Annotated in this window: 17 protein-coding genes and 2 riboswitches; of the genes, 10 read left to right on the top strand and 7 right to left on the bottom strand. The window is 57.6% G+C overall.

The genetic code is table 11. The features are described 5' to 3' along the window. Window positions 1-127: 127 nt before the first annotated feature. Entirely contained in the window at window positions 128-751 is a 624-nt protein-coding gene (locus tag PQU98_RS09750) for a glutathione S-transferase C-terminal domain-containing protein (RefSeq protein ID WP_272744751.1), read from the top strand. Window positions 752-783: 32 nt separating this feature from the next. Next, window positions 784-1272, top strand: a complete 489-nt coding sequence (locus PQU98_RS09745; protein ID WP_272744750.1) for a polyhydroxyalkanoate granule-associated phasin — start codon at window positions 784-786, stop codon at window positions 1270-1272. A 12-nt stretch (window positions 1273-1284) separates the two neighbouring features. Here the strand turns inward: PQU98_RS09745 and ybaK are convergent, their stop codons facing one another. Continuing rightward, complete coding sequence (gene ybaK / locus PQU98_RS09740; RefSeq protein WP_272744749.1) at window positions 1285-1758, bottom strand: Cys-tRNA(Pro) deacylase; 474 nt, start codon at window positions 1756-1758, stop codon at window positions 1285-1287. A 195-nt stretch (window positions 1759-1953) separates the two neighbouring features. Between ybaK and PQU98_RS09735 the strand changes: the two genes are divergently transcribed. The 5 genes from PQU98_RS09735 to metE all read left to right on the top strand — a co-directional run bounded on the left by PQU98_RS09735 (window position 1954) and on the right by metE (window position 8326). Then, on the top strand, window positions 1954-2571 hold the full coding sequence (locus tag PQU98_RS09735; protein WP_272744748.1) for a PepSY-associated TM helix domain-containing protein: 618 nt from the start codon (window positions 1954-1956) through the stop codon (window positions 2569-2571). A 134-nt stretch (window positions 2572-2705) separates the two neighbouring features. Continuing rightward, on the top strand, window positions 2706-3236 hold the full coding sequence (locus PQU98_RS09730) for a DUF2271 domain-containing protein (RefSeq protein ID WP_272744747.1): 531 nt from the start codon (window positions 2706-2708) through the stop codon (window positions 3234-3236). A 5-nt stretch (window positions 3237-3241) separates the two neighbouring features. Further along, a complete protein-coding gene (locus PQU98_RS09725) occupies window positions 3242-4258 on the top strand; it encodes an FAD:protein FMN transferase (RefSeq protein WP_272744746.1) in 1017 nt (338 codons plus the stop codon). A gap of 3 nt (window positions 4259-4261) precedes the next feature. Next, window positions 4262-5626, top strand: coding sequence for an NADPH cytochrome P450 oxidoreductase family protein (locus PQU98_RS09720; RefSeq protein ID WP_272744745.1), 1365 nt, complete (start codon window positions 4262-4264; stop codon window positions 5624-5626). Between the two features lie 96 nt (window positions 5627-5722). Further along, a riboswitch (cobalamin riboswitch) is annotated at window positions 5723-5920 on the top strand. Between the two features lie 96 nt (window positions 5921-6016). Further along, window positions 6017-8326, top strand: coding sequence for a 5-methyltetrahydropteroyltriglutamate--homocysteine S-methyltransferase (metE, locus tag PQU98_RS09715; RefSeq protein WP_272744744.1), 2310 nt, complete (start codon window positions 6017-6019; stop codon window positions 8324-8326). Here the strand turns inward: metE and PQU98_RS09710 are convergent. Both PQU98_RS09710 and PQU98_RS09705 read right to left on the bottom strand, forming a co-directional pair. After that, entirely contained in the window at window positions 8316-8768 is a 453-nt protein-coding gene (locus PQU98_RS09710) for a DUF4442 domain-containing protein (protein WP_272744743.1), read from the bottom strand. The genes metE and PQU98_RS09710 overlap by 11 nt on opposite strands. After that, on the bottom strand, window positions 8765-9100 hold the full coding sequence (locus PQU98_RS09705; RefSeq protein WP_272744742.1) for a DMT family transporter: 336 nt from the start codon (window positions 9098-9100) through the stop codon (window positions 8765-8767). The genes PQU98_RS09710 and PQU98_RS09705 overlap by 4 nt, the downstream gene beginning before the upstream one ends. A gap of 88 nt (window positions 9101-9188) precedes the next feature. Next, window positions 9189-9283: riboswitch (guanidine-III (ykkC-III) riboswitch) on the top strand. A gap of 26 nt (window positions 9284-9309) precedes the next feature. Here PQU98_RS09705 and PQU98_RS09700 point away from each other — a divergent pair. Continuing rightward, the gene (locus PQU98_RS09700) at window positions 9310-9633 is read left to right on the top strand and encodes a DMT family transporter (protein WP_303649536.1); all 324 of its coding nucleotides are present in this window, start codon (window positions 9310-9312) and stop codon (window positions 9631-9633) included. Window positions 9634-9637: 4 nt separating this feature from the next. On the opposite strand, the gene PQU98_RS09695 is transcribed toward PQU98_RS09700, so the two are convergent. After that, window positions 9638-9916 (bottom strand): hypothetical protein, encoded by a 279-nt coding sequence (locus PQU98_RS09695; protein WP_272744741.1) that lies wholly within the window; start codon window positions 9914-9916, stop codon window positions 9638-9640. A gap of 118 nt (window positions 9917-10034) precedes the next feature. Then, window positions 10035-10820 (bottom strand): response regulator, encoded by a 786-nt coding sequence (locus PQU98_RS09690; RefSeq protein ID WP_272744740.1) that lies wholly within the window; start codon window positions 10818-10820, stop codon window positions 10035-10037. A gap of 187 nt (window positions 10821-11007) precedes the next feature. Here PQU98_RS09690 and PQU98_RS09685 point away from each other — a divergent pair, with 187 nt between their 5' ends. Together PQU98_RS09685 and mgrA are read left to right on the top strand one after the other, a co-directional pair. Beyond that, the gene (locus PQU98_RS09685) at window positions 11008-11838 is read left to right on the top strand and encodes a kinase (protein ID WP_272744739.1); all 831 of its coding nucleotides are present in this window, start codon (window positions 11008-11010) and stop codon (window positions 11836-11838) included. After that, window positions 11835-12869, top strand: a complete 1035-nt coding sequence (gene mgrA, locus PQU98_RS09680; RefSeq protein WP_303649535.1) for an L-glyceraldehyde 3-phosphate reductase — start codon at window positions 11835-11837, stop codon at window positions 12867-12869. The genes PQU98_RS09685 and mgrA overlap by 4 nt, the downstream gene beginning before the upstream one ends. On the opposite strand, the gene PQU98_RS09675 is transcribed toward mgrA, so the two are convergent. Continuing rightward, window positions 12866-14113, bottom strand: a complete 1248-nt coding sequence (locus PQU98_RS09675) for a D-amino acid dehydrogenase (protein ID WP_272744738.1) — start codon at window positions 14111-14113, stop codon at window positions 12866-12868. The two genes, mgrA and PQU98_RS09675, sit on opposite strands and share 4 nt — an antisense overlap. Next, entirely contained in the window at window positions 14110-15231 is a 1122-nt protein-coding gene (gene alr / locus PQU98_RS09670) for an alanine racemase (RefSeq protein ID WP_272744737.1), read from the bottom strand. Before alr ends, PQU98_RS09675 begins: the two co-directional genes overlap by 4 nt. Window positions 15232-15248: the final 17 nt, after the last annotated feature.

The following is a 15248-nucleotide window of genomic DNA, read 5'->3' as shown; positions in this document are numbered from 1 at the left end:
TTCACGCATTGCGCTTGCCGTTACCGCGCAGGCGTCCCATGTTTGGGCTTCGGAGCGTTTTCCCATCAACTTATATCCGTTGATGGATAGATGCGAGCGACCACTAAAAATGTACCGGAGCCCCGCGATGATCAACCTCTATACCTGGCGCACGCCCAATGGCCGCAAAATTTCCATAGCCCTCGAAGAATTTGGCCTGCCCTACACGGTGTTTCCGATCGATATCTCTAAAAATGAGCAGTTCGCGCCGGACTTTCTCAACATCTCCCCCAACAACAAAATCCCGGCCATTGTTGACGAAGACGCGGGGAATTTAAGCGTATTCGAGTCGGGCGCGATTCTGGTCTATCTGGCGGAAAAGACGGGAAAGTTCCTGCCCACGTCGGGGCCAGAGCGCTATAAGGTTCTGGAGTGGCTCAACTGGCAGGTGGGGGGCATGGGGCCGATGTTCGGCCAGTTTGGCCATTTCACCGTCTATGCGCCGGAGAAAATCCCCTATGCCATTGAGCGCTACACCGGTGAAGTGCGCCGCCTGCTGGGTGTGCTCGATAAGCGTCTGTCGGAAGCGGTTTATGTTGGGGGCGATGACTATTCGATCGCCGATATGGCTATCTTTCCGTGGCTCGCGGGCCTTAAGGCCGGATATAAGGCGGATAATCTTTTAGACGGTTTTAACCATGTTCAGGCTTACATGGATAAAATAGCTGCGCGTCCGGCGGTTGGGCGTGGTATGTTAATTCCGCAGGTCTGATCCGGCATGTGAGTTGAAAGATAAAAAAGCAAATGAAGCCTTTGCGTGCCCCGGCTAACCCGTTCACTGCGTGGACGGATCTGGCCTTTAAGACCACCGAGATGATGATGGCGTCAGCCCATGTCATCAACCATCGCACCACGCAGATGATGAACTCTGATCCGATCCCCAGTGCGGCGGATCAAGCCGAGTTTAACCTGATGTCGCAGGAAAAGGTCGAGGCGGCGCACGAATCGATGTTCGCCATGACCCGCTACATGATGGGCCTGAACCAGCAGATCGGCACCGAGACGTTTAAGCACATGATGACCGGCACCAGCGATTTTATGTCACTGGCGTTCAGTCAAACGCCTGAGCAGATGATGACCCGTCAGGCCAAGCTGATGCAGACCCTGACCGACAGTGCGGTCAGTGCGTCTAATCTGAGCCACACAACGGCGACACTTGTGAATCGCGGCCTTAAGCCCATTCATCGCCGCGCCACTGCCAATGCCAAACGCCTGGGCACCAAGGGCAAATAGCAATTACGCCTTTTATGCCGTCAGATCCGCCAGTTTCGCATCCGTTATCCGCACCGCGTCGTCTGGCGATAAGCCTACCAGCAACCCGCGCTGCCCGCCATTGATCAGCACCTGATCAAACAGGGTGGCGGTCTCATCGATCGCGGTTGGCACGGATTTTCTCTGGCCAAACGGGCTGATGCCGCCAACCTTGAAACTGGTCAGGCGTTCGGCATCCGCAGGCTTCATCATGTTGGCCGATTTGCCGCCGAAGGTGGCCGCCAGTTTCTTCATGCTGACTTCGCAATCGGACGGCACCACCACGCACACCGGCTTACCGTCGACCTCGGCCATCAGGGTTTTGAAGACCTGTTCCGGTGCCTTGCCGAGCGCTTGCGCCGCCTGTAACCCGACGCGCGGGGCGTTCGGATCATAATCATAGGGGAACAATTCAAATCTAATCCCTGCCTTGGTTAGGGCGGCGGTGGCGGGTGTGGTCTTGGACATGGCAGCTTTCCTTTGTCGCCTTCCTAAACCCTGGGTGCGGCCCGTCAAGTCATGCCAGCGGGTGTTCGTGACGATACGCTGGGGCAGAAACCGGTATTTTTCCGTTAAAATATTGCAATGCAAAGCTTGTGATCATAAAAACCCCATGTTATTAAGAATAATTCTCAATTCGGGTTTGCGGGTTACTTTTCGTCAATGTCGTCTTTTTCTGGCTTAGGCGCGTCCTTCTGGCGCAATCAGTTGCGTCAATGGCACTGGATCAGCTCGGCAGTCTGTCTGATGGCGATGTTTCTGTTTTCGGTGACCGGCTACACGCTCAATCACGCCACAGACATCGAATCCAAGCCCAAGATCGACACTAAGGAAGTCACCCTGACCGCCGCCCAGTTGGGTGCGCTTGATGGCGCGCAGGATAAGGCCGATCTGCCGGTGCCTGCGGTTCACATGATCCTCGAAGCCTCCGGCATTGACGTCGAAGGTTATGAGGCTGAGGTCAGCGAGGGCGAAATCTATATTCCCATGCCTAAACCCGGCGTCGATTCCTGGGTGTCGATCGAGCGCGACACCGGCCTTATGACCTATGAGCGCACCGATCGCGGCGTCATCGCCATTCTGAACGATCTGCATAAAGGCCGTAATTCCGGCCCGGCCTGGTCGTGGTTTATCGATATTATCGCGCTGTTTTGCGTGATCTTCTGCCTGACCGGGTTCGGGCTTTTGTGGGTCTATGCCAAGTCCCGCGCCATCACCTGGCCATTGATCGGGTTTGGGGTTCTGGCCCCGTTCATCCTGTTTATGGTCTTTGTTCACTAGAGCGCATTCCGAAAAGTGTGCAGCGGTTTTCGGATATAAATGCGCGTCAAAAAACGCTCGGGTAATGAATTTACCGGAGTTTTCATTAACCGACGGCTTTCGCGGGACGCGGGCTGTTTGATGAGGGTTTGATTATGTTTAAAGTTACTCAGGTTTCGGGTTGGGGGGCAGCGCTTGCCGTGGCTGGGGGTATGGGGGCCACGGCGGGCGCATCTGCCGCTGAGCTTGCCGTCACCGTCGAAGTGCCGCGCTTGAGCGTAGCTGAATATCATAAGCCCTATGTGGCCGGCTGGATTGAAACCGCCGATGGCACCCATGCCGGAAATCTGTTTGTCTGGTACGACGTCAAGATGAAGGACGAGGGCGGCAAGAAGTGGCTTAAGGACATGCGCGCCTGGTGGCGCAAGAGCGGGCGCTCCTTGACCGCCATGCCGGACGGTCTGGCTTCGGCCACCAAGGCACCGGGCCGTCAGACGGTCAATTTCACGCAAGCCAATGGCCTGAAAGGCATCAAGCCGGGTCAGTATAACCTTGTCATCGAAGCTTCGCGCGAAGCCGGTGGTCTTGAAATCGTGCGCGTGCCGCTCAACCTGACCAAGGCGTCGAACGGTTCGGGTAAGGGGGCCAGCGAGCTGGGGGCCATCAGCTACACCTATAAGCCGTAAGAGCCATGTTTGCCGCCGCGCCTGAGGATGTGCGCATCTTTATCCCTCCCGTCGATGTGCCGCAAAAGCCCCCTGCCGATGCGGTCATAACGACCCTGAGCGGGCAAGCGTTTGGCACGTCATGGCAGGTCAAGGCGGTGCTGGGGCTGGGCGATGTAGCTGACGCTCAAACGCGGATTGAGGCTTGCCTTAGCGAGATCGACCATCAGATGTCGCCCTATAAGCCCCAGTCCGATCTGTGCCGGTTCAACGCTGCGGGCTCGTGGCAGCATGTAACCTTGCCGCCTATGTTGCTTGATGTTGTGGCTAAGGCGGTCGAGGTCGCACAACTGACCGACGGGGCATTTGACCCCTGTCTGCTGGAGGCGGTTGAGACCTGGGGGTTTGGATCGCGCGTAGTTGATACCGGCCTGCCGCCTGAGCCGGTGCGGGACGGATTGAAGGCGCGGGCCTCCGACTGGCGTGATCTGGTGGTGCAGGACGATGGATTGATCCATCCCGAAAGTCTGCGGCTTGATCTCAATGCCATCGCCAAGGGCTATGCCGTCGATTGTGTGGTCGATCTGTTGCGTAATGAGTTTGGCGTCATATCGGCTCTGGTTGAGATCGGCGGTGAACTGAAAGGAATCGGGGCGCGGCCGGACGGTCAGCCGTGGTGGGTGGAAATTGACCGGGTGCCGGGTGCCGGAGTCGGGCGTAATCTGATAGCCTTATGTGATCATGCGGTGGCGGTGTCCGGCGACTGGCGGCGTTATTTTGTGCATGATGATAAATCCTATGCCCACACCATTGATCCGATCACGGGTTGTCCGCTTGATAACCGCATGGCGGGGGCGGTGGTGATGGACAAAGACTGCTGGCGCGCCGATGCGCTGGCCACCGCCCTGATGGTGATGGGGGCTGATCGGGCGATGGCCTTTTGTGCGCAGCACGGCGTCGCCGCTCTGATCATGGTGCGTGACGGTGAGCATATAATTGAACGCTTAAGCCCGCTAATGGCGGCATATGGGACTGATGAGTAAGATATGGGACTGTCGCAGATCATAGCCGAGGTGCAGGGCGATCCGGTCACATGGGCCTGGGTGCTGGGCTCAACCGCACTCTATCTGATCATGTGCGCGGTGATCTGGGCGGGCGAGCAGAAAAAAGCGCGGCTTAAGCGTGAGGCGGCAGCGGGGGCGACGCCGTGGCTGGTGGTTTACGCCTCCCAGACCGGACAAGCCGAAGAGATTGCGACGGCGACCTTGAAGCGGTTGGTCGATGGCGGGCAGTCAGCGCGTATTGTCGATATGGCCGACCTGAAGCTAAGTGATCTGGAGAGCGCTCAACACGTCCTGTGTGTGGCGTCGACGACCGGTGATGGCGATGCGCCGGACAGTGTGCTGGGGTTCGAGGCCAAAGTCATGAGCGATGGCGCGGTTCTTAGTCACCTTGACTATGCGGTGCTGGCGCTAGGCGATAAGTCTTACGCCGATTTTTGTGCGTTCGGTCGCAGGCTGCATGACTGGCTGCGAGCCAGTGGGGCCAAACCCTATTTTGAGGTGATCGAGGTTGATGATCTTGATCCGGCGGCGCTGAACAGGTGGTATGAAAACCTGTCGGATCTGGGGGCCAAATCGGAGGCGTTTGATCCGAAGGCGGCTTACGGTGCGTGGCAACTGAAAGCGCGAGAATGCCTTAACCCCGATAGTGACGCCTCAAAGCTTTACCGCGTGGTGCTTGAGCCGCAGAGCGGTATATTGCCTGACTGGCAGGCGGGTGATCTGGCCGAGATCATGACGGTGGATGGCCATGTCCGCGACTATTCGCTGGCGTCTTTGCCGACACAGGGTGTGGTCGAGCTTTATGTGCGCGAAGTGATCAAGGATGATGGTTCACGCGGTCTGGGATCGGGGCTGTTGACCCATGATCTGGGTGTGGATCAGACGGTTCTGTTACGCACAAAATCCCATAAGAATTTCCATACCCCTGAGGGTGACGGGCCGCTGCTGCTGATCGCGGCGGGCTCGGGTCTGGCGGGGCTCAATGCCCATATCGATGCGCGGGTGTTGTCGGGCCGTAAGGCCAACTGGGTCGTTTATGGTGAGCGCCACCCGATCCGCGATGGCGCCCTGTGTAAGGCCTTGACGGCGCGTGTGCAGGCCGGTGAGTTAAGCGACCTGACCCTATGTTTTTCGCGGCCCGATAGTGGTAAACGCATCTATGTACAGGATGCCATCGCCGCAGCACCCGATCGTATCCGCGCCTATCTGGCGGACAATGGCGCGGTCATGGTCTGCGGCGGGCTGTCGATGGGGCAGGGGGTCGATAAGGCCCTGCGTACGATCATGGGCGATGCCTGGGTAATTCAGGCTCTGGCTGACGGACGCTATCGTCGCGATCTTTACTGACACATAAAGCGCGTGCACGGTTAATCGAAATTTGAGATTGATATAATCATATAAAGATATGTTTATATCTTTATTGACTCTTGAATTTGTGAACTCTATAGCTGTGCCTGTCGTGGTTCTGCGCCGGTTGCCAAACCGGCGCGGCTAAGAGGGAAGCCGGTTCAACTCCGGCGCTGCCCCCGCAACTGTGAACGGTGAGCCGATATCCGAAAGCCATTGGGGGTTATCCCCTGAGAAGGCGGACTTAAGCCCTGACCCGTGAGCCAGGAGACCTGCCAGCGACCTCATATTCACCCGGAGCGGAGGGCTCAGGCGGTGCGTCTTTCACCCGCAAGCGCCGGGCGCGCAGACGCATGGCCAGAACCTTACGCTCACAGCACAGAGGTTACCGTGTCATCCCTTATCCCCGTCGCCACATTAGGCACCCCGCGTATCGGCCTTAAGCGCGAACTGAAATTCGCCCTCGAATCCTACTGGTCGGGTAAGTCCGATCAACTAACTCTCCTTCAAACCGCCAAAGATTTGCGCGCCGTCAACTGGGCGCGGCAAAAGGCGCGTGGGGTCGATATCATCCCGTCGAATGATTTTTCCTTCTATGATCAGGTGCTGGACACCAGCCTGATGGTGGGGGCCATTCCGGCGATCTATGGCGAGGCGGCTGATCTTGATACCTATTTTGCGATGGCCAGAGGGGCACAAAAAGGTCATGTCGAGACCTGCGAACATGGCCATGTGCACGCCACGGGCCAAGGTGTCCTGGCGCAGGAAATGACCAAGTGGTTCGACACAAACTATCATTACATGGTGCCCGAATTTAACGAGGATCAGACCTTCAAACTGACCTCACTGAAAGCCGTTGAGGAATTTTTAGAGGCCAAGGCGCTGGGCTATCATACCCGTCCGGTTCTGGTCGGGCCGGTAACCTATCTTAAGCTGGGCAAGGGCGTGGCTAACCCCCTGTTGTTGATTGATCGGCTAATCCCGGTCTATGTCGAGGTGCTGAAAAAACTGTCCGATGCCGGGGCCGATTGGGTGCAAATCGATGAACCGGTGCTAGTTCTGGATGGTGACTCTGAGACGACGGCGGCGCTGCAAAAGGCCTATGCCGTATTCGCCAAAGAGGTGCCGCAGATCAGCATCCTGCTGGCCAGTTATTTCGGTGGCTTGGGCGATAATCTGGATACGGCGGTAAATCTACCGGTTGCAGGCCTGCATGTCGATCTGGTGCGCGCACCGGAACAATTGGAAATCGTGCTGGCCAAGGCCCCGAAAGACTTGCTTCTGTCGCTGGGCGTTATCGATGGGCGCAATATCTGGCGCGCCAATTTGCCCGCCGTGCTTGAACGACTGAAAGGGATCGACGGTCGCGGAAATCTTCAGATTGCGCCGTCCTGCTCGCTGCTGCATGTGCCGATCGACCTTAATCTGGAGACGGCACTTGATGCCGATGTGAAATCCTGGCTGGCCTTTTCGCTGCAAAAAATGGACGAATTGTCGGTGCTGTCTAAAGCGCTGTCGGGTGCGGATGTCGCGGCTGAACTGACCGCCTCCGCTGACGCCGCGTCGGCCCGTGCCGCCTCGCCCAAGGTCCATGATGCCGCGGTTAAGGCCCGTCTTTCGGCCGTGACACCCGATCAGGCCCAGCGCAAAAATGCCTTTGCCATTCGCGCCGATCTGCAACGTCAGGCGTTTAACCTGCCGGCCTTTCCGACCACGACCATCGGATCATTTCCGCAAACCTCTGAGGTGCGCAAGGCCCGTTCAGATCACGCCAAAGGTGCCATTGATGATGCGCATTATGATGCCTTTCTGAAAACCGAGACCGAACGCGCCATCCGCTGGCAGGAAGAGATCGGGCTTGATGTGCTGGTCCACGGTGAGTTCGAGCGCAACGACATGGTGCAGTATTTCGGCGAACAGTTATCCGGCTTTGCCTTCACAAAACACGCCTGGGTGCAGTCTTACGGCTCGCGCTGCGTGCGCCCGCCGGTACTGTTTGGCGATGTCTCCCGCCCCAAGCCGATGACGGTAGCGTGGTGGCAATATGCGCAGTCGCTGACCGATAAGCCGGTCAAGGGGATGCTGACCGGGCCGGTGACCATCCTTAACTGGTCGTTTGTACGTGATGATCAACCACGCGCCGAAAGCTGCCGTCAGATTGCGCTGGCCATCCGCGATGAGGTGTCTGATCTTGAAAACGCAGGTACTAAGATGATCCAGATCGATGAGGCCGCTCTGCGCGAAGGTCTGCCGCTGCGGCGCGCGGACTGGCAGGTCTATCTCGACTGGGCGGTAGAGGCGTTTCGGCTATGTTCGACCGGCGTGTCCAATGACACTCAGATTCACACCCATATGTGCTATTCGGAGTTCAACGACATCATGGACGCGGTTGCAGAGATGGATGCTGATGTCATCTCGATCGAGACCTCGCGCTCCAAGATGGAACTGCTTGATGTCTTCAAATCGAAAAAGTACCCGAATGAGATCGGGCCGGGCGTCTATGACATCCACTCCCCGCGCGTGCCGGAGGTGAGTGAGATGACCGAGCTGATGTCTCTGGCGCGTCAGCGTTTGGATGATGTGCAACTGTGGATTAATCCCGATTGCGGCCTGAAAACCCGCAAATGGGAGGAAGTCAAACCCGCTCTGGTCAATATGGTGGCGGCGGCGAAATCATTGCGGGAGGCCGTCAAGGTTTAGGGGCCTTCCGGCGCACGTAAAGCGTCTTATCGACCTCGGCGACGATCTGACCGTCGTCGTCGAGGATATCGACTTTTAGCACCGGCTCGGTCTTGCCGTTGAGGTCGGCCATGTCGCGGATCTGCATGGCGTCCGCGTGGTTCAGGCGAAACAGGGCACGCACCCGGCCCCGGCCTGGTCGGACAAAACGGATCGACGCCGCCTTGTCCCAGACGATATAGTCCTTACCCAGTTGCATCATAAGCATCAGCATGAAAAACGGATCGGTCATGGCATAGAGCGAGCCGCCGAATTGGGTGCCGACAATGTTGCGGTTCCACCAGGTCAGCTTCATGGCAACATCGATCTCGGTATAGTCTGCGCTCATGCGCGTAACCTTGATCCCGGCCCCCAGCAGCGGCGGGTAGAGGTTGATATTGCGGACTAAAAACGGCTTGCTCATGCGTGGTGCGCCGACTTGGAAAAGACCTGCATGACCACAACGCCTGAGATGATCAGCGCGATGCCGATAACGGCGGGCGGGTCGAGTTTTTGCTTGAACGCCAGCCAGCCCACGAGGGATATCAGCACGATCCCCAATCCGCTCCAGACCGCATAGACAATGCCGACCGGCAGTGACTTCAAGGTCAGCGACATCAGGTAAAAAGCCGCACCATAACCTATGCACACTATGGTGCTGTAGAGCGGTTTGGTAAATTGCTGGGAGGCCTGAAGCGCCGAGGTCGCGATCACTTCGGCAATAATCGCGCCTATTAGCGTAAGGTAGGGGTGCATGGGGAACTCCTTTTGGACAAGGCTTATCCTACCCAATGCGGTCTGACCAGACTGCCTTAAGGGCAAGTCGCGGTCTTTACTCATAGGCGGCGTGTGGTTATATAACCCCCACCGGACGAGACGCGCCGTACCCGGTAGCCTTGCTGCGCAGTACCCAAATACTGAAAGACAAGACGACGCATTGTTTCAACCTTTGAAAGGATGCGCAAATGTCTTTGCCGTGGATTTATCTGATTATAGCTGGGCTTCTGGAGGTGTGCTGGGCTATTGGTCTCAAGTACACAGAGGGCTTCACAAAACCCATTCCCTCAGCCTTTACCCTGATCACGCTGGCCTTGAGCATGTATCTGCTGGCCAAGGCGGCGGACGTTTTACCAATCGGCACGGCCTATGCGGTCTGGGTCGGGATCGGGGCTTTAGGGGCGGCGATATTGGGCATTTTCCTGTTTCAGGAAGCCGTAACCCCATTGCGGATTCTGTTTCTGGCCATGCTGCTGGTGGCCATCATAGGGCTAAAAGCCACCGCGCACTGAACTACTACCATTTCGCCCAGATACGGCGGTTTTGAAGCAGGTGATGCCCCATTAAAAAGGTAGCCGAACCCGCCGTACCAATAACAACCGCGCTGAGGGTGCCTCCGCCCATGCCCAGCAGGAAGCCAGCGGTGTAGCTCATGATGGCGCCGAATACGCCCAACACCACGTTAAACCACAGCTTGCTGTTAGCTTTGATCAAGATTGTAATCAGTCCCGCTATAGCCCCGATCAGGGCGCCGGTGGCCATGGCTACGATCCAGCCGATCTGCATATCTGTCATTGCGGCACCTGCAGCGTTGGTAAATTCCCAATGGTTAAATTGGCGTGCCGGGATGTAAGATTGAAATAGGCCAGCCCTTCAGGGGTTATAAATAACCCATAGAATTTAATATTTTACCTTATCCTTTCGCCGAGCCTGTTTTTAAGACCGAAGCGACCATTTTCAGAAAATCCGGTATGGCAAAAGGCTTGGGCAAAATAGCATTGGCGCCGGCGACTTCGGCGGCGGCCAGCACATGCAGGGCGCTGATTTTGGAGTTGGCATCCTGCGACATAGCGATCACCTTGACGTGGGGCCAGTCCTTGCGGATCTGGCCGATACCGGCGATACCGCCAATGCCGGGGATCAGGATCGAGGTGATGACCATGTCCAGAAGGCTCAGATTATGGTCGAAAAAGGCATCTTCCATATTGACGGCTTCGGAGACCGTATAGCCGACCTGACGCAGCACCAGCGTGACCTTGGTACGCAACAATTCATCGTCTTCGATGACCAGTATGTGATGCTCAGTGCGCCGCGCGCGGTGATAGCTGGCTGTCTCATCCAGGATGGTTTTTAGCTGATCCTTGCTGAACGGTTTGGTCAGGGTAAACTCCGCCCCGGCGGCTTTGGCGCCAGCGATCTGGGCCTCCAGCGCCTTGGGGCCCCACTGGTCATGAGTCACGATCAGCAGCGGTGTAGAGGGGGCCAGCCGCCTGATCTCATCAATCCGGTCGATCAGGTTGACCCCGTCGATATTGGCTTCAAACATCAAAAGCTTGAAGCGTTCGGACTGCATCAGGTCAAAGGCGCGGGCTGTATCAAAGCTGACGATAGCGGGCCATTTCTGGTCATCCAGCATGGTCGCAATATACTGCCCCTCAGCCCGGTTTGGATTTAGAACCAGAACACTACTATGGCTCATAATGACGTCTGAAAGCTCCTGTTTCAGATTTTATTATGATGGTCTTCAGTTAATAAGTAAAAAATGAGCCGTTTATAATAATGCTGTATGCTGTTACAGGGCTGGGTTGGCTTGCTGTTTTGCAGGGGCGGGGATAAGCTTGCGATATGATCATAATATTATCGGTCAGACATCTTAAGGCAAACCCATGACCAAGGCCGCCGATACCGTCTATTCAGCGTTGCAGACGTGGCGTGCCGATGCGGCTAAGCCACTGATTGTCGGTATCTGCGGCGCGCAAGGTTGCGGCAAATCGACCCTTACGGAGGCCGTGCGGCAACGGCTGGAAGGCGAGGGGGTGAGGGCGGCGGTACTGTCGCTGGATGACCTCTATTTGTCGCGCCAAAGACGGGCCGATATTGCCGCCCGCTACCATCCCTTGTTTATCACCCGCGGTGTGCCGATGACCCATGATGCGCCTTTGGGTGAGCGGCTGATGGAGAACCTGAAAGCCGGTCGCGCGACCCTGTTGCCGCGTTTTGATAAGGCTGCCGATCAGCCCCTGCCGACCGATAAATGGACGCCGGTGACCGGGCCGGTCGATGTCGTGATGTTTGAAGGCTGGTGCGTCGGGGCTGTGGCGCAAAGCTATGATGACCTGATTGATCCGGTGAATGATTTTGAGGCTGAACATGATCCGGACGGTATCTGGCGGCGCTATGTAAATCAGGCGCTGATGGGCAGCTATGCGCGCCTGTTTGGCTATATCGACCGGTTGGTGCTGCTGACCGCGCCCGATTTTGAGGTGGTGACGCGCTGGCGCACCGAGCAGGAGCATGACCTGAAACAAAAACTGGCAAGAGAAGGGCGCACCGGCGAACACGTCATGAGCGACGAAGCGGTCGCCACCTTCGTCCTTGCCTATGAGCGCCTGACTAGGCATATCCTGAGCGAAATGCCTGCGCGGGCCGATCTGGTGCTTAAGCTTGATGAGGATCGGCGCGTGACGAAAATAATCTCAGCAGAGGACGATCAATGACCTACACCCCCGCCGCTCAGCGTTATGACAACATGCCTTACCGCCGCTGCGGGCGCTCAGGTTTGAGGCTGCCCGCCATATCTTTGGGTCTGTGGCAGAATTTCGGGGGTACGGATGTGTTCGAGACCGGTCGTGCCGTGTTGCGCCATGCCTTTGATGCGGGCATTACCCATTTCGATCTGGCCAACAACTATGGCCCGCCACCGGGATCGGCCGAGGAAAACTTCGGCAAGGTCATGGCGTCCGATTTCAAACCCTATCGTGATGAGATGGTGGTCTCAACCAAGGCCGGCTGGGACATGTGGCCGGGGCCTTACGGCGGCATCGGCGGGTCGCGCAAGTACCTGATCGCGTCGTGCGACCAGAGCCTTAAGCGCATGGGCCTCGATTACGTCGATATCTTTTATTCGCACCGCGTCGATCCGGACACGCCGTTGGAAGAGACGATGGGCGCCCTGATCAGCCTGCACCAGCAAGGTAAGGCACTCTATGTCGGGATTTCCTCCTATTCGCCGGAACTGACCCGTAAGGCCGCGGCGATATTGGCGGCGGAGAATGTGCCGCTGCTGATCCATCAGCCGTCCTATTCCATGCTCAACCGCTGGATCGAAGAGGGACTGCTCGATACGCTAGCGGATATCGGCACGGGCTGCATCGCCTTTTCGCCGCTGGCGCAGGGTTTTCTCACGCGCAAATATTTGAACGGTGTGCCCGCTGATGCCCGCGCGGCCAAGGCCGGATCGTTCCGGCAAGGGTTGATTACACCGGAAAATCTTGAGCGTATCCGCCAACTGGATGCCATTGCCCAAAGCCGTGGACAATCGCTGGCCCAGATGGCGATTGCCTGGGTGCTGCGTGATGCGCGCGTGACTTCGGCCCTGATCGGGGCGCGTAATGTCGAGCAATTATCAGACTCGCTGAAGGCCCTTGATCGCCTCGATTTCAGCGCCGATGAACTGGCGCAGATTGACACCCACGCCGTCGATGGCGGGCTCAATATTTGGAAAGTGTCGTCAGAGCTTAAAGCTTAGCCGTAGCGGCTAAGATTTAAATCTCGCGTTTCGATCTCAGGCTTCACGCCGCTGATCAGATCGGCCAGTACCCGCCCGGAACCGCACGACATGGTCCAGCCGAGCGTGCCGTGGCCGGTATTGAGCCACAGGTTGGCATAGCGTGTCGCCCCGATTACCGGCGTGCCGTCCGGCGTCATGGGGCGCAAACCTGACCAGAATTTGGCCTGAGACTGATCACCTGCCCCACCGAACAGGTCTTCAACCGAAAAGGTCAACGTCTCCTGGCGTGTGGCGGGCAATTCCTTGGAAAATCCGGCAATTTCGGCCATGCCGCCGACCCGGATGCGTGACCCCAGACGGGTGATGGCGATCTTATAGGTCTCATCCATCACGGTTGACATGGGCGCGCGGGCCTCATTGACGATCGGCACGGTGATCGAATAGCCCTTGACCGGATAGACCGGCACATCAAGGCCCAGCGGCTTCAAAAACGCCGGTGTGTAGCTTCCGAGCGCGCACACAAAGGCATCAGCCTCATAGTCGCCCTTGGACGTTTCAAGTGCCACGATCCGCGCACCCTCACGCCGCAGGCCCGTCATAGGCGTGTCAAAGACGAACTTCACCCCCAGAGCTTCACAGCGTGTCGCTAAGGCATTGGTAAAGATAAAACAATCGCCGGTTTCATCCTGCGGCAGACGTAAGCCCCCGACGATTTTCGCGGTATCAATCCCCGGCTCAATCCGTGCACATCCGGCGGGATCAAGCACTTCAAACGGCACCCCGCCCTCAGTGAGAACCTCAGTGTCCTTGCCCACCCCGTCCATCTGTTTCTGCGTACGAAAGACCTGCAAGGTGCCCAGTTCGCGGTGGTCATAGTCGATCCCGGTTTCCCCGCGCAGCGCGATCAGGCAGTCGCGGCTGTAGTCGGCAATGCGCACCATCCGGCCTTTGTTGGTATGATAGGCATCGTAGCTGCAATTCAGATACATGGCCCCCATCCATTTCAGGGTGTCGATATCGAACATCGGCTGAATGATCAGCGGGGCGCGCTTCATGAACAGCCATTTCAGCGCTTTTTGCGGGATGCCGGGGGCCGCCCACGGCGAGGAATAGCCCGGCGATATCTCACCGGCATTGGCAAAGGAGGTCTCAAGCGCCGGGCCGGATTGCCGGTCGATGACGGTGACCTCATGCCCGGCCTTGGCCAGATACCAGGCCGAGGTCACGCCGATAACACCGGCGCCTAAGATAACGACTTTCATGGTTTCACCGGAATATAATGACGATGATAGCGCGACCCCAACTGGGTCAGGATTTCATAGGAAATGGTCTCGGCATCGCGCGCCAGATCATCGACCGACTGATGCGGGCCGATCAGTTCGACAAAGCTGCCGGCCTGTACCGCGTCCGGTTTCAGGGCGGAGATGTCGATAATAATGCTATCCATCGAGACGCGGCCCACGATCGGCAGGCGCACGCCGTCAAACCAGGCCGCGCCGCGATTGCTCAAGGCCCTTGGCAGGCCGTCGGCATACCCGGCCGACAGGGTCGCCAGCCGCATTTCGCGATCAGATACAAAAGTGCCGCCATAACCGATGTGAGCGCCCGCAGGCACGGTGCGGGTCTGGGTGACGGCGATATCGAGCCGGATGACCGGCTTCATAGGGTTGGGTTTTCCGTCATGGGGCGCGCCGCCATAAAGCGCAATACCGGGGCGGATCAGGTCATGATGATAGGCTGGGTTCAGGAAAATCCCGCCGGAATTGGCAAAGCTTACCGGTACATTTGGAAAGCGGTCCATCGCCCGCTGCATGGCCTTGAGTTGATAGCTGTTAGCGGGATTGTCCGGCTCATCGGCGCAGGCCAGATGGCTCATCAGCAGGCGGATGTCGAAGCCCTTGGGCGGGTTTGCCAGAAAGGCATCCAACTCATCCGGCGACAGACCCAAGCGCGACATGCCGGTATCGACCTGCAGTGCGCACGGCAGGGTGCGGCCCTCAATACGGGCCTGCTCGGCCCAGCGGGTAATCTGTTCCGTCGAGTTCAAAACGGGAATAATATCCTGAGCGGCGCAAGGCCCTTCGGCCCCCGCTGGCAGGCCGTTCAGAATATAAAGCTTCGCATCGGTGGGCAGGTGTGGGCGCAATTCGAACGCTTCACGGGCCAGCGCCACAAAGAAATCGCGGCATCCGGCGGCATATAGAGTTTGCGTAACGGGAATGACACCAAGCCCATAGGCATTGGCCTTGACCACGGCACCGGCCACAGCGTTCGGGGCTTGCTGCTTCAGGCGCGCGTAATTATCCGCCAGTGCAGGCAGGTCTATGCGAAGGCACCCTCCGGCGCCTGATGACAGGGTTTGTGAAATGGGATGGCTCATCAATCGCCCGGCAGAAC

It is taken from the genome of Asticcacaulis machinosus, from assembly GCF_028550435.1.
In the GTDB taxonomy this organism is placed as follows: Bacteria; Pseudomonadota; Alphaproteobacteria; order Caulobacterales; family Caulobacteraceae; genus Asticcacaulis; species Asticcacaulis machinosus.
Note: the sequence above shows the minus strand (reverse complement) of the source record. Positions and strands in the feature narration are given on the sequence as shown.